The following is a 20,793-nucleotide window of genomic DNA, read 5'->3' on the forward strand; positions in this document are numbered from 1 at the left end:
TCCCCGCTCAATCCCCAGCAAAGTTCTGATAACGTGCGTCTATCGATTGCAGCCGGTATGCTTGGCCCGCAACCTCATGGACGCCCGCTATGACTCTTACAGAATTACGCTACATCGTTACCCTCGCCCAAGAGCAGCACTTTGGCCACGCGGCCGAACGCTGCCACGTCAGCCAGCCGACGCTGTCGGTGGGCGTGAAAAAGCTTGAAGACGAACTCGGTGTGCTGATTTTCGAGCGCAGCAAAAGCGCCGTGCGCCTCACCCCGGTGGGCGAAGGCATCGTGGCCCAGGCCCAGAAGGTGCTGGAACAGGCGCAAAGCATTCGCGAACTGGCCCAGGCCGGCAAGAACCAGCTGACCGCACCGCTGAAAGTCGGCGCCATCTATACCGTCGGCCCGTACCTGTTCCCGCACCTGATCCCGCAACTGCACCGCGTCGCGCCGCAGATGCCGCTGTATATCGAAGAAAACTTCACCCACGTGCTGCGCGACAAACTGCGCAACGGCGAGCTGGACGCGATCATCATCGCTTTGCCGTTCAACGAAGCGGATGTGTTGACCCTGCCGCTCTACGACGAGCCGTTCTACGTGCTGATGCCCGCCTCCCATCCGTGGACGCAAAAAGACACCATCGACGCCGGCCTGCTCAACGACAAGAGCCTGCTGCTGCTCGGCGAAGGCCACTGCTTCCGCGACCAGGTGCTGGAAGCCTGCCCGACCCTGACCAAAGGCAACGACGGCGCCAAGCACACCACCGTGGAATCCAGCTCCCTGGAAACCATCCGGCATATGGTCGCTTCCGGCCTGGGCATCTCGATCCTGCCGCTGTCGGCAGTGGACAGCCATCACTACGCCCCCGGCGTGATCGAAGTGCGTCCACTCACGCCACCGGTGCCGTTCCGTACCGTGGCGATCGCCTGGCGCGCCAGCTTCCCACGGCCCAAAGCCATTGAGATCCTCGCCGACTCGATCCGCCTGTGTTCGGTGGCCAAGCCGCCTGCTGCGAGCTAAGCAAACGTATGACTGAGCTGTCGCAGGTGTCGGTGACGGCACTCAAGGGTGTCGGCGAGGCCATGGCCGAGAAGCTGGCCAAGGTCGGCCTGGAAAACCTCCAGGACGTGCTGTTCCACCTGCCCCTGCGCTATCAGGACCGCACTCGCGTGGTGCCCATCGGCCAACTGCGTCCCGGGCAGGATGCCGTGGTCGAAGGCACCGTCAGCGGCGCCGATGTGGTGATGGGCAAGCGCCGCAGTCTGGTGGTGCGTCTGCAGGACGGCACCGGCGGCCTGAGCCTGCGTTTCTACCATTTCAGTAACGCACAGAAGGAAGGCCTCAAGCGCGGCACCCGCGTGCGCTGCTACGGCGAAGCACGCCCCGGTGCCTCGGGCCTGGAGATCTACCACCCGGAATACCGCGCCATTACCGGTGACGAACCGCCGCCGGTGGACACCACCCTCACGCCGATCTACCCGCTCACCGAAGGCCTGACCCAACAGCGCCTGCGCCAATTGTGCATGCAGACCCTGGGCATGCTTGGCCCGCAGAGCCTGCCCGACTGGCTGCCCCTGGAACTGGCCCGCGACTACCAACTGGCGCCGCTGGCCGATGCGATCCGCTACCTGCATCACCCCCCTGCGGACGCCGATGTCGACGAACTGGCCCTCGGTCATCACTGGGCCCAGCACCGCCTGGCCTTCGAAGAGCTGCTGACTCACCAACTGTCCCAGCAACGCCTGCGCGAAAGCATGCGCTCCCTGCGTGCGCCGGCCATGCCCAAGGCCACGCGCCTGCCTGCGCAATACCTGGCCAACCTCGGCTTTGCGCCGACCGGTGCCCAGCAGCGCGTGGGCAATGAAATCGCCTACGACCTCAGCCAGCACGAGCCGATGCTGCGCCTGATCCAGGGCGACGTGGGCGCGGGCAAGACCGTGGTCGCCGCCCTCGCCGCCCTGCAAGCCCTGGAAGCCGGTTACCAGGTGGCGCTGATGGCACCCACCGAGATCCTCGCCGAGCAGCACTTCATCACGTTCAAGCGCTGGCTCGAGCCCCTGGGCCTGGAAGTCGCGTGGCTGGCCGGCAAGCTCAAGGGCAAGACGCGCGCGGCCGCGCTGGAACAGATCGCCGCCGGTGCACCGATGGTGGTGGGCACCCATGCGCTGTTCCAGGACGAAGTGCAGTTCAAGAACCTGGCCCTGGTGATCATCGACGAACAGCACCGCTTCGGCGTGCAACAGCGCCTGGCCCTGCGCCAGAAAGGCGTGGGAGGGCGCATGAACCCGCACCAGTTGATCATGACCGCCACCCCGATCCCACGCACCCTGGCCATGAGCGCCTACGCCGACCTCGACACTTCGATCCTCGACGAACTGCCCCCCGGCCGCACACCGGTCAACACCGTGTTGGTCACCGACACCCGGCGCGTCGAAGTGATCGAACGTGTGCGTGGCGCCTGCGCCGAAGGCCGCCAGGCGTACTGGGTGTGCACGCTGATCGAAGAGTCCGAGGAGCTGACCTGCCAGGCCGCCGAGACCACCTATGAAGACCTCACCAGCGCCCTGGGGGAACTCAAGGTCGGGCTGATCCACGGGCGCATGAAGCCCGCGGAAAAGGCCGCGGTGATGGCTGAGTTCAAGGCCGGCAACCTGCAACTGCTGGTCGCTACCACCGTGATTGAAGTGGGCGTGGACGTGCCCAACGCCAGCCTGATGATCATCGAAAACCCCGAGCGCCTGGGCCTGGCGCAACTGCACCAATTGCGCGGCCGTGTGGGCCGAGGCAGCGCCGCCAGTCACTGCGTGCTGCTCTACCACCCGCCGCTGTCGCAGATCGGCCGCCAGCGCCTGGGCATCATGCGCGAGACCAACGACGGTTTTGTCATCGCCGAAAAAGACCTTGAACTGCGCGGCCCCGGCGAAATGCTCGGCACCCGCCAGACCGGCCTGCTGCAGTTCAAGGTCGCCGACCTGATGCGCGATGCCGACCTGCTGCCTGCCGTACGCGATGCAGCGCAGGCGTTACTGGAGCGCTGGCCGGATCACGTCAGCCCGCTGCTGGATCGCTGGCTGCGCCATGGGCAGCAATACGGCCAAGTGTGACGCCTGCCTCACTTATCCGACCTACAGGTGTATCAAGCTGGTTATACTTCGGTGACTGTAAGAAATTGGATCAGGCCATGTCAGAAGTTGCCCACGCCACAGCCCCATTGACCGCCCCGCCGGTCATTCGGGCTTTGCTCGCAAAACTCGCCATCAGCTACACGGAAGTCACCGAACATCCGGGCCTGAATCCTGCGCAAAAAGTCCAGGCCGTCTTGCTGGAAGACGCGGTGGGCGCCCTGATGGTGCTGTTCCCGCAGAACCAGCTGCTGGACCTCAACCGCCTCACCGAACTCACGGGTCGCCGCCTTACGGCCGTGTCGCCGGACCGCGTCGCGCGCATGCTGGGCAAGCACGATCTGAGCCTGCTGCCGGGCCTGCCGGCACTCACCAGTTCGCCGTGCCTGTACGAAGGCAGCCTGCTCGACGAAGCGAGCCTGCTGGTGCATTCGGGCGAAGCCGGGCTACTGCTGGAAATCGCCAGCGACGCCTTCAAGACCATGCTCACCAAAGCCAGCGCCGCCCAGTTCGGTGAACCGCTGAACAACATCCGCCCGAACCTCGACCGCCCGAATGATGACCGTGAGGAAATCACCCAGGCGATGCAGGCGTTTACCGCCCGCCGCATCCAGCAACGCCTGGAAGCGACCATCGAGATTCCACCGCTGGCCGACACCGCCCAGAAGATCATCAAGCTGCGCGTCGACCCCAATGCCACCATCGACGACATCACCGGCGTGGTAGAAACCGACCCGGCCCTCGCCGCCCAGGTGGTGAGCTGGGCCGCATCGCCGTACTACGCATCGCCGGGCAAGATCCGCTCGGTGGAAGACGCCATCGTGCGCGTGCTGGGTTTTGACCTGGTGATCAACCTCGCCTTGGGCCTGGCCCTGGGCAAGACCTTGAGCCTGCCCAAGGACCACCCGCACCAGGCCACGCCGTACTGGCACCAGTCCATCTACACCGCCGCCGTGATCGAAGGCCTGACCCGCGCCATGCCCCGCGCCCAGCGCCCGGAAGCCGGCCTGACCTACCTCGCCGGCCTGCTGCACAACTTCGGCTACCTGTTGCTGGCCCATGTGTTCCCGCCGCACTTCTCGCTGATCTGCCGCCACCTGGAGGTCAACCCGCACCTGTGCCACAGCTATGTGGAGCAACACCTGCTGGGCATCAGCCGCGAGCAGATCGGCGCCTGGCTGATGCGCTACTGGGATATGCCGGACGAACTGTCCACAGCCCTGCGCTTCCAGCACGACCCGACCTACGATGGGCAATACGCCGAATACCCGAACCTGGTGTGCCTGGCCGTGCGCCTGCTGCGCAGCCGGGGGATTGGGTCCGGGCCGGACGAGACCATCCCGGACGAACTGCTCGAGCGTTTGGGCTTGAGCCGTGACAAAGCGGATGAAGTCGTGGCCAAGGTGCTGGATGCCGAGGTGCTGCTGCGCGAATTGGCCTCGCAGTTCAGCCAGGGCTGAATCTGGCGCCTGTCAGATAGCTATCCAACTCGGTCGACCTGAAAGCCCTACTTCTTTTTCTTCGGCTTCAAATACTTGGTCAACCCCTGGAACCAGATCACCAGCGCCGGGTTGCCCTTGATCTGGATCGACTTGTCCTGAATCCCCGTCATGAACGCCAGTTGCTTGTTCTTCGCCTGCATCGTGGCGAAGCCATAGGCCGCATCCTTGAACGCAATGGCAAACGCCGGCGCCGGGTGGACACCCGAGCGACTGGTGATGCGCTGGTCCTTGACGATGAAGTGACGGGCAACCTTGCCGTCGAGGGTCTGCAGCTGGAACGCGAGGTCTTTGTCACCCAGCTGTTGCTGGAAGGCAGGATTGGTGCGGCTGGCTTTGCCCATCATCAGGCCCAGCACCCACAGGAGAAGACGAAATTTCATGCACACGGCCTCGGTGTAATTATTGAGTGGCCGCAGCAGTTTAACCAATTGCAAAAAGAACGCTACCGATCTTGCGCATTAGCGGAAGATCGGCTGGCGTTTGACGCTTATAGCAGCATGTTACTTAAACGTTAGGGCAAGGTACCGGTGCCCAGTCAACCAGGTTCGGATCGCGGCAAGTGCCTTCGATCTGCGCTTTACCGGCGCTGGCGACCTTCTTGCTTTCATCCTGCTTGGTCTGGGCGGTCTGGAAGGTTTTCTCGGTGCTTACCGCTTCTGTTGGTACGGTTGGAAGCGGTGGCTTTTTCGGTGGCTTGGTGCCGGTGCCTTTCTTCTTGCCCGGCGTCACAACGGGCGTTACATCGGCCTTGGCCACGGTGACCACGTCGGCACGCTGTACACCAACCTGCTGCAGGTCTTTCTCGTAGGCCTGGGTGTAGTTGTTCAGGTCTTCGGCGGCTTTGCCGTTGACCGCCACGATCAGGTCATTGGATTCCTTCAGGCCCGAGACGATTTCCGCCAGGCGCTTGCGGCCTTCGGTGTCGTTGACGGTCTTGGCTTTGCGATCAGCCACCAACTTGGTGAATGCGCTCTGGTAGCACTGCTGGGACGCCCTGGCGTACGCGGTGCTGCGGTCGATATCGGAGGCGCTTTTGTTCACGTCAGCCGCATACGAGGCAATGCGCTGGTTGTCGTCGGCGATCTGCTTCTGACGCTCGGTGTAGTAACCCGCTGCGCCGCCGGCCAGGGCCCCGCCCGCTGCGCCGATGGCGGCGTTACGGCCACGTTTTTCCTTGTCGCCGGTCAGGGCGCCGAGCAGGGCACCGCCGGCCGCGCCGATGGCCGCACCGGTCACCACCGACTTGGTCATGTTCGAATCGGTGGCGCGCAAGTGCTGCACCGGCTCGTAGCAGTTGGGGTAGTACTCGACCTTGGTGCTCGACGCGACCTTGGAGGCCGGCGACGTGGCGCAGCCGGTCAGCACAGTGCTGAAGCCGGCCGCGATCAGCAGCAAGTGACGCTTGGAAACCGCCTTACGGGAAAAAAGCATAGGTTGTGTTCTCTTCTAAGTTTGACTTGCCCAGCACGGCCACTGCCGCCTGAGTCCCTTCCAAGCTCGCCATACAGCCAGCGATCAGCGCTGACCGCTCGCTGCGAGCAATTCCTTCAAGATCGTCGCCGGGTCGGCCCGCTGTTGCTTGCGGTAGTTGCCGACATGGCGAACGAACAGTGTTGCGCGCGTCACCAGGCTCTTGCCGAGCACAGGCTTGCGATCCAACTCTTCCTTGATCCGTTGAAACTGCGCCTGGATCACCGCATCGGTGTAACGCGTGCCGGTGGCCAGGTTGTCGATGTAGATCGCCACCGCGCCATCGAGGGCGCTGCGTCCGTTCTCGATGGCCGTGGCAAACAGTGCCGCGCTGGCCTCTTCCTTGTTGTCCAGGGCCTGCTGGCGACTCTTCTCCAGGTTGGCCAGGCGGATGTTGTAGTTGCTGATGGTCTCGGCCACCAGCGCGGCCGACTGAATCAGGTTGCCCGCCGCTTCTTCGCGTTGCTGGGCGATCAGCGAGACATTGCGCTTGAGTTCTTCATTGACCAGCCCCAACTCAGCCTGCAGCTTGGGGTCGACGCTGGCGGCGATGATGCTGTCCAGGCGCTTGGTCGGGTCCTGGGCGTCGTCGATGGCGTCGGTCAGGGAGGCCAGGCGGCCCTCTTTCTGCCACTGCGCAAACAACTCCTTGTAACGCGAGCGCGGCGCCGACAACGCACCGATTGCCACGCGAAAACCCGTGGTCTCGTTGCTCTGCTCGGTGCCGTCGGCGGCGAACAGCGGGTATTCGCGGCGCATGCCGGTAAACAACGTACCCTCGCCTTCGAGATAATTGCCGCCCTTGACCACAAAGCCGCCGTAGGTGCCCTGGCGACGACCGGCGTGCACCAGCTGGAAGGACTCCTGGACCATTTCCGCGGCGTTGCCGATCACGTCGAACATGCCAATGGGGTTGGGCAGCTTGGTACCGATAGGCATCAAGCGTGCGGCCTGGCCAGTACCGCCGGCGACCTGGTTGAACACCGCGTAATCACCCAGCGGGCCATCGCTTTCACTGCCTTCGGTGCGGCGTGGAAACAGGCGCCCTTCCAAGTCCTGGCGGCTCACCGCCTGGCCACCGCGTGCGGCGAACTCCCACTCCACTTCAGTAGGCAGGCGCACGAAACCCAGGCCGCCGTCATCCGCCGACGACCCACGACCGCTCACCGGCAGCAAATCGCGGTGGTATTTCATCAGCCAGGCGCTGTACACCGCCGAAAAGCGCTCGGCCTCAAAGCGCGACAGCTTCACCTTGGGCAAACGCCCGGCCATGCCGGTGGGCGCATCGCACGCCGGTGCCGGTTCGCCACTGGCCAGGGATTGCGCCTGGGCCATCACCTGGGCGTACTGGCGAGCGGTCACTTCGTACTTGCCGATGAAGTACAGCATGGGCTTGAGCGGAGTCTTGGCGTCGGTCTTCGGCATCAACGGCGCGATGACTTTGCTCCAGTCTTTCGGCAAGTCCTTGAGGGTGAACTGGCCGTTGATAAAGTCGCGGCGGTAGCCGGAGATAAATGACTGCTGGTAACCCGCCTCGCCTTCGGCGAAGGGGTAGCCGAGGCTGATCTCGCGGTCATCCAAGGTCCCTTGGGCCAGCACGTAGGCGTAGCGGAACACCATAGTGCCTTCGCACGGCAGTGGCAGGCTGACGTCGTCGGGCAACGGCTTGGGGTTGTCGAGCTTGTCGCTCGCTTCATCGGCCATGGCCAGCGAGGCCAGGCTCAGCGCCACAACGGCGCCCAGTAACTTATACATCTCTGATTCCTTCAGAAGCCTGGATACGCGCCACTCGCCAACCGCCACAGGCTGCCGCCACGGCGCTGACGCCAAGGACTGCAACCAGGGCCAGGCCATAGTGACGCGCCAGCAGGTGGCTGGCGTGTTCGCCCGGCACCTGCACGAATAACTTGTTCAACGCGGCCTCGGCCAGGCCATACAGCCCAACGCTGAGTAAAGCGGCAAACCCTGCGCTGTAAAGCGCCTGCAGCACCACAAACAACAACAGCGCGCCGGTGGAAAACCCCAACAGGCGCAACACCGACAATTCCCGGCGCTTACGCGCCACAGCGGCCAACGCCCCGGCGAAGATCGCCGCAAACGCGCCCGCCAAGGCCAACCCGGCGATGATCCAGAAGACGATCGACAGGTTGCGGCTCAGCGACTGCACCTGGGCGATCGTCTGTGCCTGGGTCGATACCAACAGATTCTGCCCGGCGAAAAATACCCGCAGCGGCTCCACATCGGCCAGGCTGCGCGCATACAAGCGAAACGCCGGATACACCCGCTGCTCGCTCACACCCACCTCGTCACCGGCCCAACCCAACGCCGGTACCGCACGGCCATCGCGGTAATCCTCCGCCGCTTCCAGCAATCTCAAATCGGCAAACAACCCATCCCGGGCGAAGGCTTCCAGCGGCAGCACCGCCAGTACCTGCAAGCGCGTGCGCTGGGCTTCTACACGCCCCGCCACTTGCCGCGCAAAGCTGGTCTCCAGCCAATCCCCAGGCCGCGCCGCAAGCTTCTCGGCAGCGGTGTGGCTCAGCACGATCCGGTCCAGGCCCCTGGGCATCGGAAGGCCGCTGAGCAGCGGATCACCCGCAGCGGTCGGCAGCATTTCCAGGGTCAGCGTGCCCACCTGCGCCGTCGCCGCAATCTGCCGCGTGCGCGGTAAGGCGAATGCCACATCGCTGCGCTGGCCGAGCTGTTCGACAAATGCGCTGCTGAATCGACCACCGCCCAACGGAATAATTTCACGGGTGGCCGGATCGGTCTCCAAACGTTCGGTCAAACTGCTAACCAGTCCAAATTTCAGGCCGAACAACACCAGCAACGGCGCGATCACCGCCACCAGCGCCAACACCGAACAGACCGACAGCCAGGCATCGTTGCGATAATCCTGCCAGGCCAGGGACGCCACCAGAGGGATGCGCATCAGCACGCCTCCCCAAGGGTCGCGGTAACGCCGCCATCGGTATCGCGACGGCAACTGATGCGCCGCACCTGCAAGCCACTGGCACGGGCCAAGGGTTCGTCATGGGTGGCGATCACACAGGCGGCGCGGTGCTCGCGGGCCTGGGCCAGCAGGGCCTGCATCACGCGCTCGGCGTTCAGCGGGTCAAGGGACGCCGTCGGCTCATCGGCCAGCACCAGTTGCGGTGCATGGGCCAGAGCGCGGGCGCAGCTCACACGTTGGCGCTGGCCCACCGACAACGCGGCCGGCTTCTTGGCCAACTGGTCGCTGATCTCCAGCTGTTCCGCCAGGCGCGTCACGCTGCCATCGTCTTTCAACCCCAGCAGTTGCCGGGACAGCGCGATATTGCTGTGCACATCCAGAAAGCCCAGCAGCCCGCCGGTTTGCAGCACATAGCCCAAGTGCTGGCTGCGCAGCGCGGCCAGGGTGGATTGCTGATCGGCACGCCACAGCCCGCCAATGTCCTGCCGGTTGAATTCGAACCGGCCCACCTGATCCGGCGCCAGTACCAGCGCCAACAGATCCAGCAAGGTGCTCTTGCCGCATCCACTTGGCCCGACAATCGCCAACTGCTCCCCGGCACGCAGGTGCAGCGCCGGGATCACCAGGCTGTAACGCTGGCTGCCGACACCCCGGCTCTTGTGCACCGCGCTCAGGTTCAGCATTACGGCAGCGTCGACAACGGCACGCGGTACAACGCATCGCCCGGCTCGGCATCGCCGAAACGGACCCAGTTGGCCACGTCATTGTGGAAGGTTTCGTAGAGGCGGATTTTCGAATCCAGCTCGTCGATAAAGTCTTCCTGCTCGGCCACGCTCAACGACAACCACAGGTCCTGGGTCATGTTCAGCGACTTGCTGCGGTACGGCAGGCCTTCCAGGTATTCGCCGAGAATGCCGCCGTCGGCCAGGTTGCCGCCCTTGCGTAGGGCTTGGGGGTCGCGGCTCATATAGGCCGAGGCGCTGGCGATTTCCTGGAAGAAATCCTTGGGCGAGGTCTGGGTCTTGCGCGCCGCATCGACGATCAGTTTCAGCGACTGTTGCAGGTCGTTGAGCTGCAATTTGGTCAGCATCACGCACACCTGGAACGCCGGCAGCGCGGGGTTGGTCAGGTCGCGGTCGGCGGTCCAGGCACTGACCAGCTGCGGCGCCTGGCTAGCGTTCCGGCGACCGAGGAAGTCCATGTGCATGGCATAGCCGACCGCTGCGGATTTGTCCGCCAGGCTCGGCGCGGCACTCAGCAGCGGCACCGCTTGCGGCGTATTGCTGCGCACCTGGTGCACGAGGTTGGCGAACACGCTGCCGATCTCGTCGACACGCTCGCCCAGCTTGCGCACATCGCCACCCGGCACCGGCGTGTACAGGTCGCCGATCTGCGGGTTGGCGTCGGCGGTGAGGATGCGATATTGGCTCTCGGCGCCGGCGTGGGTTTTCTTGCCCGCGTCGGTGCGCAGGTGCAGCGCGTAGATCTTGATCTGCTTGCCCAGTGCAGCCTGGCGCACTTCGGCTTCGTTCATCTGGGTGGCGGCAAACGGGTCGTTCTTGCGCAACGCCCCGGCATCGGTGACCAGCAGGATGATACGACCGCCGTAGCCGGACCAGTCCATGCCGTCCACGGCCTGCATCACCCCGGCAAACGCGTCCTCGTTGAAGGAGTGGCTGGACACGGTAGACGCCTTGACCTGCCGCGCCATGTCGAGGAAGCGTTGCGGGTCGCGGCCCTGGTCGAGGCTGATCAGGGTCTTGGCCACGTATTCCAGGCCTGGGGTTTTCTTGATGCTGCTCCGGAAACCGACCATGCCGAAGCTGACACTGTCCAGCTCGCCACGCTCGGCGATACGGGTTTGCAGCTCGTGCACCACATCGCGGATCTGGTCGATGTAGGGCTGCATGGAGACCGTGGTGTCCACCACCATCACCACGGCAGTGCGGAAGGCGTCGGCATTGGCGTTGATCACCGGGGTCGATGGTTTGGCCGCAGCGTTGCTGCCCGGGTCGATGGAGGCGACGTTAAGCAACTGCACCGGCTGGCCGTTTTCGTCGAAGCTCTCCTTGGCGTCGAAGATCGGCAACAGGTAGAACTGGTTCTGCGGCACCGCGCTGGCGGCCGGCTCCAGGGCCAGGACCTGGCCGTTGTCGTCGCTGTTCTTCTGCGCCTTGGCCAGCACGCCTTTGGCGGCAGCTGGATCGGCGAGCAACTTTTCCACTTCGCCGGATTGGCGCAGGAACATCACCGGCGCCCGCCCAGAGCGCTCGGTGAATTTAAGCACGAGGCTTTGCTTCCAGTCGCTGACCTGGGCAGCCGGCAACCAGCCGTCGCTGCGGCCATCGGTGGCGGCACCGACGCGCACCCACGGGCTGCCGTCGACATCTTTGCGCTGGTACACATACAGCACGGAGAACGCCGGCAGGGCCTTGCCCGGCGCGCCGCCGGCGTCATTCGCCAGTTTGGCGCCGGGCTTGCTGAGCACGCGCTGGAACAAAGTCTTCTTACCGGCCATCAACAACGGCCGTTGGCCGCCGTCCATTTCGGCGGCCGCAGTGGGCGTTGCCGGGGGCACGTCGGCGACCGCCGCTGGAGGCTTGGCCTGAGGCACGACGGCAGCCGGCGGCTTGGCCGGCTCATCACTGCCGCTCAACCACCAGTAACTGCCGCCACCAATGGCCAATGCGACGGCCACCGCCACGGCGGCCAGTGCCAGTACCGGCCCACGGCGCTGCTCGGACACGGCCTTATGCTGGGTCGGCGTCACCACCGGCTGGCGCACCGGTTGCGGCTGGGGTCTGTCGGTCGGGATGTCGATGGTGACCGGCGTCATGCCCGCCAGATCAAAACTCAGCGGGATCGGCAACGGCCGCACCAGCGTGGCCTCCGGCGACTCCGCAGGCAGATTATCCAGCGCCTGCAGCAACGCCGCCGCATCCGGGAAACGCTCCGCCGGGTCCTTGGCCAACAGCTTGCGCAACACACCCTGATAACGGCCGTGGTGCACCGGCAATTCCGGCAAGGGTTCGGTCAGGTGCGCCAGCGCGGTGGACAGCGCATCGTTGCCGTTGTACGGCAGCTTGCCGACGAGGATTTCATACAGCACCACGCCCAGCGCGTAGAGGTCGGCACGGCCATCGATCTCCTGGCCCCGCGCCTGCTCCGGGCTCATGTAGCTCGGCGTGCCCACGGCAAAACCGGCCTGGGTGAATTGGGTGCGGTCGTCCAGGGACTTGGCAATGCCAAAGTCCGACAGCACCGCCGTGCCATCGGCGCGGAACAGGATGTTTGCCGGCTTGACGTCGCGGTGCACCAGCCCCTGGGCATGGGCATAGCCCAGCGCCGAGGCGATCTGGCGGATCAGCGTAATGCCCTGCTCCGGCGTCAGGCCGGCGGCGATGCGCTCCTTGAGCGTGCCGTTGGGCAGGTATTCCATGGCCATGTAGTACAGCTCACCGACATTGCCGATGTCATGGATGGTCACCGTGTGCGGGTGGGACAACCGCGCCAGGGTCTTGCCCTCGCGCAGGAAACGTTCGCAGAAGCTCGGGTCGGCCGCCAGCGCCGCCGCCATCACCTTCAACGCCACCTTGCGCTCCAGGGAGCGCTGGGTCGCCAGGTACACGCTGGCCATGGCGCCTTCGCCGATTTCGCCGTCGATGTCATAGCCCGGAATCACAATGTTCATGCCGATACCTTCACGACGATGGCGGTGATGTTGTCCGGCGCACCGCGGTTGAGCCCCAGGTGCACCAGGCTGCGCACGATTTCATCCGGCGCGTCGTGGCTGAGCACTTCGCGGATCTCATGGTCTTCGACGGTCTTGTTCAAGCCATCGCTGCACAGCAGGTAACTGTCGCCGGGGGCGATCAGCAGGTCGACCACCGCCAGCTCCAGCTGGGCTTCCACGCCAATGGCGCGGGTGACGATGTTGGCGCGCGGGTGCACGCGGGCATCGGCTTCGCTGAGCAGGCCGCTGTCCTGCAGGTCCTGCACGTAGCTGTGGTCGCGGGAGATCCCTTCGAGCACGCCGTCGCGCAGGCGGTACAGGCGGCTGTCGCCGGCCCACAGGCACACACCGCGCAAGCCGCGCGCGGCGAGCACCACCACCGTGCTGCCCATCATGGTCACGCCACGGTTGGCGGTTTCTTCACGCACGGCGGCGTTGATGCGGATCAGGTCATTGCGCAGGGCTGCCGAGTACTCGTCGAGGGAACGGCCCATGGGCACGCTGCGCAGGCTGTCGACGATCAGGCTGCTGACATAATCCCCCGCCGCGTGCCCGCCCATGCCGTCGGCCACCACCCACAGGCGGTTTTCCGGCAGGTCCAGGCACGCGTCTTCGTTGACTTGGCGGACCATGCCCACATGGCTTTTGCTCGCGGATTTGTACGTCGACCCCATCTACACCACACCTTCTTGTCCGAGCAAAAACTGCGCAAAATCGCCGGCGGCAGGCAGGCCCTGACACCGCAATAAACCAGGGGAAATCGTCTGCGAACCACGCCCCCACCACAGGCTCGCCCCGTCGCAGGCCTGCTCGGCGAGCGCGGTCATGCGCTGATGGGGCAAGCTGGCCGCCACGCGCTGCAGGCCGGCGAAACGGCTGTCCACCGCACGCGGCTCGCTCGTCGGCAGGCCGAGGGCGTCGAGGCCATCGTTGAAGCGTTCGAACGTGGCGCCGGCATCCAGGGTGCTGAGCAACAGCTCTTCGGCCTGCTCAAACCAGCTGTCCGGCCCGCCCACCAGGGACGCCGGGTTGGTATCGTGATCGAGCAAGGTAACCACCGCCAGCGGGAAATAGCGCCCGACCCGGTCAATGCTCGGCATCACCACGCCCGCCGCCGCGTCCGGCCCGCACACGCCGGGCGCCAGCACAAAGCGCCAGAGTGGGCTGACCAGGTACGCATTGAGCCAGTCGGCGCCGAGGCTACTCTGGCTGGCGAGCAAACCCGCCGCCAGCCAGCTGTCCCACGGACCGATAAAGCTCTGGGGCAAGGCACGGCTGACGAAGTCTCCGCGACTGGCCAGCTTGCCGTAGAAACCCAGCGTCGTCATAGCCGCTCCGGCAGGCTGAAGCCACTGAGCACACGGCTCTTGAACGGGTTGAAGGCGCTGTTGGCGCGCAACTCGTAGGCGATGCTCGCACCGTCGACCCGCAGGCGCAGGTTGAAGCGGTCCGGCGAGTTGCCGGCGGTGAGGTCCGACTGTTCCAGCAGGCGGAACCAGGCCCACGGCCCGTCCAGGGTCACGCCCGAGCGGCCACTGGCCGACGGCGGCATGATCGAGATACGCACCACGCCAATGCTGCCGGGGTTCGGCCATTGCATCGCAACCGGGCGGCTGGGGCCGTGGTCGTAGCTCAATTGCTGGCCGTCGAGGTCGAGCAGGAACTGGGTGATGGTCGGGTCCATCGACACCGGCTTGAGTTCGAAACGTACGATCGGTTGGGTGCCCCCGGAGCGGAAAAACGCATCGCGGATCGTCGCCGCGCGCTGGAAGGTTTGCAGCACGCCCGGCGCAATCCCGAGTTTCTGTGCCGCGCCAGGCTGCCAGCGCCAGGTCTGTGCCGAGGTGTCCACGTACGGCTGCAGGTATTTGCGGAAGTAGTTGTCCATCACCCCGCCCACACCGAAGAACTGGCCGAAGTCATCCAGGGTCGCATCCCGCGCGCTGCCCGGCGACATCGGGTAACGACCGGCGAGGGACTGGCGGTACACGTTGACCACTTCGCTGACCCACGCCGCGTTCAGTTGGTTACGCACCCCGCCCATCATGCTGTTGGTGGTGGAGTTGACCACCGACTTGACCATGCCCTGCACCAGCGGCGGTTGGCGCTCGGCGTTCAGGCTGACCCGCGTGGCCGCAGCCGCGGCCTGGTTCTTTGCCTCGCCAAGCAAGGCATCGCCGCTGGCCCCGACCATGGCGCTGACCTGCACATACAGCGCGTTCATGTCCGACAACAGGCCGTCGATGGCCGCCGGTTCACCTTCGTTCTTGCTGACGATGCTGTTGAGTTCGGCAAAGTGCGCGGTCACCGGATCATCCGCTGCAGCCGGCGCATTGGCCGTCGGTTGCTCCTGGCCGAGCAGGCTGCCGAGGCGCTCCTTGAGCTTGTCGACGCCACCTTCCACCGGCACGCCTTTGGCGGCCAATTGGCGCTCTTCGGCTTGCAGATCGGTTTCCTTGGCCACGGCCACCAGCAGTTTTTTCAGCGGCGAACTCGGGCCGGAAATCACCCGCAGCACATCGGCTGCCTGGGCCACGCTGGTGATCGGTACAAAGTCGATATCGGCGAGCAACGCATCCCACTGGCGCTGGTAGTCCTGGAAATACAGGCGACGCACATCGGCAGCCAGGCTGACCACGTTCTGCTGATCGGCCTGCTCATGGCCCAGCACCCATTGCTCTTCGGCCAGGGTGCCGGTCTGGTTCAGGCTGCTGAGCAAAAACGCCTGGCGATAGCCCTTGGCGGTGAAAAAGCCACTCAACGGCTCGCCCAACGGCTTGCCGCTTTTACGGCTGAACACCAGCGCGGCATCGCGGCCAGCGGCTTCGTTGATACGGAAGTCCGGGATGCCTTCGGGCAGTTTCTGGCGCTTGACCCGGTCGTAGACACGCTGGGCCACCGGCAGCTGTTGCAACTGGCGACGCAGATCGTCGATCAAGCGTGGGTCAAGGCGCGCACTCGGCGGATGGCGCTCGAACAGCGCCTGCAAGTGCCCGGTCAACGCCTGGCGCTGATCGGCCGGCAGGTCGCGCGGCAGGTTGCGGTCCCAGTCGAGGGCGATCCAGGCCTTGATGAAGTCCGGGTCGTAATGCTCGCTGTCGGCGAGCATCAGGTAGGCCTTGAGGCCTTCGTAGAGGAAGTCGGAGTTGCCGCCGCCGTGCAGTTGCTCCTCGATGCGCGTCACCAGGCGCGGCGCGAACACGGCGATCAACAGCTTGCGATAGACGCTGGCGGACTCGGCTTCGAGCATATCGCCCTGATACAGCCCCAGGCCTTCGGACCAGCTCGGCGAATCCCCCGCGAGGTTCTTCACCGCATTAAGCAGCGGCAGCACCGCGAGCACTTCACGCTGCGCCGGGCTGAGGTTCTGGACGGTTTGGCCCAGCGGCGCGACCTTCTGGTCGACCTGGGCGATATACGCCTGGTTGGCGCGATAACTCACCCACCACAGGCTGCTGACCACGATCACCAAGGCCACGGTGGCCGCGAGTACACCGCGTGCGATCCACGTGCGCCGACGCTCGACTTTCGGGTTAACGCCCACCAGTCCACGTTCGGCAAAGGCCACGGCGGTGAAGAGTTTTTCGATGAAGTAACTGCGCCCGGTGCCGCTCTGGCGCGCCAGGTGCTGGCGGTCCAGGTTCATGCTCTGGGCCATGGCGCCGATCAGGCGATCGATCGGGCTGCCTTCCTGGGTGCCGCTGGTGAAGTACACGCCGCGCAGCAATACGCGTTCTTCAAAGGCATTGGGCTTGAACACGCCTTCGAGGAAGCTTTGCAGGCAGTCCTTCAATGCGCCGAACTGCTGCGGGAAACCGTAGATCAGGTCGCGCCGCGCCGGGTCGCGCTCCTGTTGCAGGCGCTCCACCAGGCGTTCGTTGAGGCGCTGCTCGAGGCCGGCGAATTCGCTTTGCAGGTGCGCCAGGGGGCTGTCGCTGTTCTTGCCGTCGTCCAAGGCAAAGGTCATGCCCCAGACCTGGGCGCGTTCTTCCTTGCTCAGGTTGTCGAAGAACTCCATGAAACCCGGCACCAGGTCGAGCTTGGTCAGCATCAGGTAGATCGGGAAACGCACGCCCAGTTGGGTGTACAGCTCCTGGATACGCAGGCGGATCGCCGCCGCATGGGCCGCGCGCTCGGCATCGGTGCCCAGCAGCAGGTCCGACAGGCTGATGGCGATAAAGGCGCCATCGATGGGCCGGCGCGAGCGCTGCTTTTTCAGCAGGTCGAGAAAGCCCAGCCAGGCGGCTTTGTCCACCGTGGAATTGCTGTCCTGGGTGGTGTAGCGGCCGGCGGTGTCGAGCAATACCGCCTGGTCGGTAAACCACCAGTCACAGTTACGCGTACCACCGACGCCGCGCACCGCCCCGGCGCCCAACTGGGCCGCCAACGGAAAGTGCAGCCCGGAGTTGACCAGCGCCGTGGTCTTGCCCGAACCCGGCGGGCCGATGATCACGTACCACGGCAGCTCGTAGAGGTTGCGGCGTTCGTCGCCACCGAGCTTGGCCTTTTTCAGCAGCGCCAGGGCTTCGTCCATGCGCTGGCGCAGGGTGGTGAGCTCTTCGGCGGTGGCCACGCTGTTGGGGTCGGCGGGGGTTTCGGCCGCCAGGCTGCGCATCACTTCGGCCGCTTGGCGCCGCGCCTGGATGATGCGGAACACGCGGTAGGCGATCCACACCGCAAACACCAGGATGATCAGCGCCCAACGGCGCCCTTCCGGCACCAGCACGTCGAGCAACGGCCCCACAAACCAGATGATCAGGCTCAGGGCGATCAGGCCCAGCACGGGGATCACCCAGCGAATCATGAAACTGAAAAACGCCTTCACTCGACGCCCTCCGCCAATACGGTGATTTCAACCCGACGATTGCGGGCACGGCCTTCGGCAGTTGCGTTGGTCGCCAACGGCTCGGTGTCGCTGCGGCCCTCGGCACTGAAGCGTTCAGCCTGGCCGGTCTTGGCCGCGAGGATCTCCAATACCGACTTGGCCCGCGCTTCGGACAGCGCCCAGTTGGATGGGAAACGCAGCGTGGCAATCGGACGGTTATCGCTGTGCCCGGTGACGCGCACCTGGCCCTTGACCTTGCGGATGGCGTCGGCGATGCGCAGCATCAGCGGCTGGTAGTCATCGACGATGCTGGAGCTGGCGGACGCAAACAGCTCATCGCCACGAATGGTGACCACGGAGCGGTCGACCTTGTCTTCCACCGCGACGCGACCGGCCTTGATGTCTTCCGCCAGGAAGCCGGCCAGACGCGGACGCTCGATCACTTTGGGCTGCGCCACGGGACGGTCGATGGCCTGCACCGGGATCTCGCCCAGGGCATGGATATTCTTGAACACCGGCTCGGCCTGCGCCGCGAGCAGCAGGCGCAAGGTGAACAGCAAGGCCAGCAACAACGCCAGGCCGATCGCCACGGCGATCCACGGCGGCATGAACTGCGCCAGCCGATCACGCGCGACGGTGACGCCGCGCCAATGGGGCGACAGCTCGCGCTCGTGGTCACCGCGAGCACTGCGAATCGCCGCCGCCGTGCGCTCACGCAAGGCTTCCAATTGGCTGCGACCGTCGTTCATCACGCGGTAGCGGCCTTCGAACCCCAGGCACATGCACAGGTACAACAGCTCCAGCAGGTACAAGCGCTCCCGTGGACTTTGCAGGCAGTGGTCGAGTAACTGGAAGACTTTTTCGCCCCCCCAAGCCTCGTTGTGCACCGTGATCAACAGGCTCTGCTTGCCCCAATCGCTGGTGCTGCCCCACGGCGTGCTCAACACCGCTTCATCGAGGGCGGTGCACAGCGCGTAGCGCGCCAGCAGCACCTCGTTGCGGGCCACGCCGGCGGCTTCGGCGCGTTCTTCGAACTGGCGCAGGTACGCCAGCAACTGCGCGCGCAGGCTGGCCGGCGCCGGGTGCGCGATGGTGTTGCGCAGGCGCGTCAACAGCGCCAACAGCGGGCCGGCGGCGCTTTCCAGCGGGTTCAGGCCCTGGCTTTTGCCGGTGAGAATCGGCGCGGCCGGCATCGACAGCGGGGCCGGCTCGGCACGCGCGGGTTCCGGCGCGCGGCCACCCGGGCGCGGCATGAACTGGGTGCGGTCGTCATCATTGGGATGCATCGCGGATTATCCTCGGATCGCCCAGAAGGCCAGGTTCAAGCCCGGGAACTGCCCGGCGATATGGAAGGCAAAACCACCGGAATTGCCCAGTTGCTGCCAATGCTCGCTGCCACGGTCCAGTTCGTAGTACGTCGAGCCTGCGTGGTACGGCAGTTGGCGCGGCGCCACTGGCAACGGCAGCAAGGTGATGCCCGGCAGTTGCAGGTTGACCAGGTCGCGGATGTGCTCCACCGATCCGACCTTGCTCTGCTGGCCGAAGCGCGCACGCAGGGTTTCGCCGGGGACATCGGCACGGACCACGAGGATGAAGCTGGCGCTGTCGAGCAAGGTTTTGTCGGCCAGCATGGCCACGTGGACGCCGTAGGCTTTCTCGACAATCGGGATCGGCGTGGCCTTGCTGTCGATCAGCATCGACAGGGCTTCGCGCAGGGCCGCCATGACTGGGGCGAAGCTCAGGGCCAGGTCGTCGTGCTGGTATTGCGGGTATTCCTGGGGACGACGGCCCGAGGTGGAAAAGGTCGAGAACTCACCGGCCAGGCTGACCAGTTCGCTGAAAAAGCGCTCCGGGTGCAGCGGGCTCAACTGGCTGAAATGCTGGATCAGCGGCTGGGCGCGGTTGACCAGTTGCAGCAGCATGAAGTCGGCGATCTCCGACGCACCACCGGCACCCGAGGCAACCACGCGGCCGGCCAGGGCTTCGCCGCGCTGGTGCAAAAGGCCCAGCAGTTCGCTGCGAAACGCGCTCAACGGCTTGCTCGCGGCCACGTCCAGTACGGGGGGAATGTAAGTGTCGTCGAGGACCAGCGCACGGTCGGCGCGTTTTTCCTTGATGCGCACCAGGCCCACGGCGGCGTAGTCACTGATGCCGTCCTGAGCGGTCAGCAAGCGCAGGGCCCGGGAACCCACGGCCACCGGCGCGCGGTTTTCGAACGGCGCGTTGTCATCGCGCACTTCGCGCACCTGGCTCACGTAGCGCGCGGCTTCCAGGGCTTCGCCTTCATCCACGGTGTCGCGGGCCCCCGCACGCTTGAGTGGCAAGGCCAGGTAGACCAGGCCATCGCGCAGGTTGTCGTCGATATTCAGCGGGCTGGGCGCCAGGTCATCCTGGGGAATGTTGAACGGCGTGCCGTCGGGCAACAGGCCGCGCGCCGAGACGATGGCCAGCTTGCCCTGGGCCAGCAGGCCCTGGTCGATCAGCAATTCGGAAAACCCCCAGGCGCCGGCGGACAACGGGCGGCTGCGGGCGTCGATCAGGTTTTCCAGGTAACGGTCATGCTGCTGGAAGTGCTGCGTTCCGATGAACATGCCTTCCGACCAGACCACGCGATTGTTCCAGGACATGGGGAGCTCCGATTGCTTCTTATTGGGCAGGGCTGGATGGGGTGACCACGACGTCGGCGCGCACGGCACGCACATCGAGGCTGATCTGGTATTCGGTGTATTGGCGCGCCGGCACGTTGATCACCGTGCGCCATTGCGCGCGGTCCAACTCGCGATAACCCACCAGCAAGCCGATCTGGCGCGTGGAGGGGTCGAGGTCGCGCTGGATGCTCAGTTGCTGGCCGGGTTGCACCATGACTTCGTCCTGGTCCAGCAGGTCCAGGCCGAGGGTCGATTGCGCACGGTCGGCCAGGGCGAAGTAATCGGAGCGGGCGAAGGTGGCGGCGTTCTTCAGTTCGAAAATGCGCACCCGCACCGGCGCGGCCTGGCCGTTGGCGCCGGGGTTAAGCCCGGCAATGGCGTGGAAGTGCAGCTCGACGGCGGCGGTGTCCACTTCAGCCTCAGCAGCCGTTTCGGGTTTGACCGCATCCTTGCTACACGCGGTCAGCAGCAGCGCGGTGGCGACTGCGAGTAAAAACCTGGGAATCATCCTGCGTCCTCAATGACGTACTTAGCTATCCGTTAATCCATA

The 20,793-nt window shown here is 65.1% G+C and carries 15 protein-coding genes; 3 read left to right on the forward strand and 12 right to left on the reverse strand.

The features are described from left to right. Nucleotides 1–89 precede the first annotated feature (89 nt). From AC07OT_RS10145 to AC07OT_RS10155, 3 genes are all read left to right on the forward strand, one after another. Nucleotides 90–1,010 (forward strand): hydrogen peroxide-inducible genes activator, encoded by a 921-nt coding sequence (locus AC07OT_RS10145; protein WP_015886540.1) that lies wholly within the window; start codon nucleotides 90–92, stop codon nucleotides 1,008–1,010. An 8-nt stretch (nucleotides 1,011–1,018) separates the two neighbouring features. After that, nucleotides 1,019–3,094 carry an ATP-dependent DNA helicase RecG gene (recG, locus tag AC07OT_RS10150; RefSeq protein WP_027608279.1) on the forward strand — a complete coding sequence of 692 codons (2,076 nt, stop codon included), beginning with the start codon at nucleotides 1,019–1,021 and terminating at the stop codon, nucleotides 3,092–3,094. Between the two features lie 77 nt (nucleotides 3,095–3,171). Beyond that, the gene (locus tag AC07OT_RS10155) at nucleotides 3,172–4,572 is read left to right on the forward strand and encodes an aminoacyl-tRNA deacylase and HDOD domain-containing protein (protein ID WP_495107992.1); all 1,401 of its coding nucleotides are present in this window, start codon (nucleotides 3,172–3,174) and stop codon (nucleotides 4,570–4,572) included. A 47-nt stretch (nucleotides 4,573–4,619) separates the two neighbouring features. Here AC07OT_RS10155 and AC07OT_RS10160 read toward each other — a convergent pair whose 3' ends face one another. From AC07OT_RS10160 to tssJ, 12 genes are all read right to left on the reverse strand, one after another. Then, nucleotides 4,620–4,994 (reverse strand): hypothetical protein, encoded by a 375-nt coding sequence (locus tag AC07OT_RS10160; RefSeq protein ID WP_003195530.1) that lies wholly within the window; start codon nucleotides 4,992–4,994, stop codon nucleotides 4,620–4,622. Nucleotides 4,995–5,118: 124 nt separating this feature from the next. Then, nucleotides 5,119–6,045, reverse strand: a complete 927-nt coding sequence (gene tagQ / locus AC07OT_RS10165) for a type VI secretion system-associated lipoprotein TagQ (protein ID WP_027608277.1) — start codon at nucleotides 6,043–6,045, stop codon at nucleotides 5,119–5,121. Between the two features lie 84 nt (nucleotides 6,046–6,129). Continuing rightward, nucleotides 6,130–7,788: a formylglycine-generating enzyme family protein gene (locus AC07OT_RS10170; protein ID WP_495108098.1), complete on the reverse strand. Its 1,659-nt coding sequence runs from the start codon at nucleotides 7,786–7,788 to the stop codon at nucleotides 6,130–6,132. Nucleotides 7,789–7,831: 43 nt separating this feature from the next. Next, the gene (locus tag AC07OT_RS10175) at nucleotides 7,832–9,016 is read right to left on the reverse strand and encodes an FtsX-like permease family protein (RefSeq protein WP_115485465.1); all 1,185 of its coding nucleotides are present in this window, start codon (nucleotides 9,014–9,016) and stop codon (nucleotides 7,832–7,834) included. Continuing rightward, on the reverse strand, nucleotides 9,016–9,720 hold the full coding sequence (locus AC07OT_RS10180; RefSeq protein ID WP_141156311.1) for an ABC transporter ATP-binding protein: 705 nt from the start codon (nucleotides 9,718–9,720) through the stop codon (nucleotides 9,016–9,018). The genes AC07OT_RS10175 and AC07OT_RS10180 overlap by 1 nt, the downstream gene beginning before the upstream one ends. Continuing rightward, entirely contained in the window at nucleotides 9,720–12,728 is a 3,009-nt protein-coding gene (locus AC07OT_RS10185) for a serine/threonine-protein kinase (RefSeq protein ID WP_495107993.1), read from the reverse strand. The genes AC07OT_RS10180 and AC07OT_RS10185 overlap by 1 nt, the downstream gene beginning before the upstream one ends. Further along, entirely contained in the window at nucleotides 12,725–13,444 is a 720-nt protein-coding gene (locus AC07OT_RS10190) for a PP2C family protein-serine/threonine phosphatase (RefSeq protein ID WP_065937979.1), read from the reverse strand. Before AC07OT_RS10190 ends, AC07OT_RS10185 begins: the two co-directional genes overlap by 4 nt. Further along, nucleotides 13,445–14,098: a type VI secretion system-associated protein TagF gene (gene tagF, locus AC07OT_RS10195; RefSeq protein WP_495107994.1), complete on the reverse strand. Its 654-nt coding sequence runs from the start codon at nucleotides 14,096–14,098 to the stop codon at nucleotides 13,445–13,447. Continuing rightward, the gene (gene tssM / locus AC07OT_RS10200) at nucleotides 14,095–17,595 is read right to left on the reverse strand and encodes a type VI secretion system membrane subunit TssM (RefSeq protein WP_141607589.1); all 3,501 of its coding nucleotides are present in this window, start codon (nucleotides 17,593–17,595) and stop codon (nucleotides 14,095–14,097) included. Before tssM ends, tagF begins: the two co-directional genes overlap by 4 nt. Next, the gene (locus AC07OT_RS10205) at nucleotides 17,592–18,881 is read right to left on the reverse strand and encodes a DotU family type VI secretion system protein (protein WP_495107995.1); all 1,290 of its coding nucleotides are present in this window, start codon (nucleotides 18,879–18,881) and stop codon (nucleotides 17,592–17,594) included. Before AC07OT_RS10205 ends, tssM begins: the two co-directional genes overlap by 4 nt. Nucleotides 18,882–18,887: 6 nt before the next feature. Beyond that, the gene (gene tssK / locus AC07OT_RS10210; protein WP_495107996.1) at nucleotides 18,888–20,222 is read right to left on the reverse strand and encodes a type VI secretion system baseplate subunit TssK; all 1,335 of its coding nucleotides are present in this window, start codon (nucleotides 20,220–20,222) and stop codon (nucleotides 18,888–18,890) included. Between the two features lie 19 nt (nucleotides 20,223–20,241). Continuing rightward, nucleotides 20,242–20,751, reverse strand: coding sequence for a type VI secretion system lipoprotein TssJ (gene tssJ, locus AC07OT_RS10215; protein ID WP_027608267.1), 510 nt, complete (start codon nucleotides 20,749–20,751; stop codon nucleotides 20,242–20,244). Nucleotides 20,752–20,793 lie beyond the last annotated feature (42 nt).

The sequence above is a fragment of the Pseudomonas sp. GW821-FHT09C10 genome, from assembly GCF_059418085.1.

Coding starts and splice junctions, on each gene's coding strand:
- AC07OT_RS10155 (WP_495107992.1), top strand. CDS start 3,172: ATGTCAGAAGTTGCCCACGCCACAGCCCCATTGACCGCCCCGCCGGTC.
- tssJ (WP_027608267.1), bottom strand. CDS start 20,751: ATGATTCCCAGGTTTTTACTCGCAGTCGCCACCGCGCTGCTGCTGACC.
- AC07OT_RS10175 (WP_115485465.1), bottom strand. CDS start 9,016: ATGCGCATCCCTCTGGTGGCGTCCCTGGCCTGGCAGGATTATCGCAAC.
- AC07OT_RS10190 (WP_065937979.1), bottom strand. CDS start 13,444: ATGGGGTCGACGTACAAATCCGCGAGCAAAAGCCATGTGGGCATGGTC.
- AC07OT_RS10170 (WP_495108098.1), bottom strand. CDS start 7,788: ATGGCCGATGAAGCGAGCGACAAGCTCGACAACCCCAAGCCGTTGCCC.
- AC07OT_RS10145 (WP_015886540.1), top strand. CDS start 90: ATGACTCTTACAGAATTACGCTACATCGTTACCCTCGCCCAAGAGCAG.
- tssK (WP_495107996.1), bottom strand. CDS start 20,222: ATGTCCTGGAACAATCGCGTGGTCTGGTCGGAAGGCATGTTCATCGGA.
- AC07OT_RS10160 (WP_003195530.1), bottom strand. CDS start 4,994: ATGAAATTTCGTCTTCTCCTGTGGGTGCTGGGCCTGATGATGGGCAAA.
- tagQ (WP_027608277.1), bottom strand. CDS start 6,045: ATGCTTTTTTCCCGTAAGGCGGTTTCCAAGCGTCACTTGCTGCTGATC.
- tagF (WP_495107994.1), bottom strand. CDS start 14,098: ATGACGACGCTGGGTTTCTACGGCAAGCTGGCCAGTCGCGGAGACTTC.
- recG (WP_027608279.1), top strand. CDS start 1,019: ATGACTGAGCTGTCGCAGGTGTCGGTGACGGCACTCAAGGGTGTCGGC.
- AC07OT_RS10185 (WP_495107993.1), bottom strand. CDS start 12,728: ATGAACATTGTGATTCCGGGCTATGACATCGACGGCGAAATCGGCGAA.
- AC07OT_RS10205 (WP_495107995.1), bottom strand. CDS start 18,881: ATGCATCCCAATGATGACGACCGCACCCAGTTCATGCCGCGCCCGGGT.
- AC07OT_RS10180 (WP_141156311.1), bottom strand. CDS start 9,720: ATGCTGAACCTGAGCGCGGTGCACAAGAGCCGGGGTGTCGGCAGCCAG.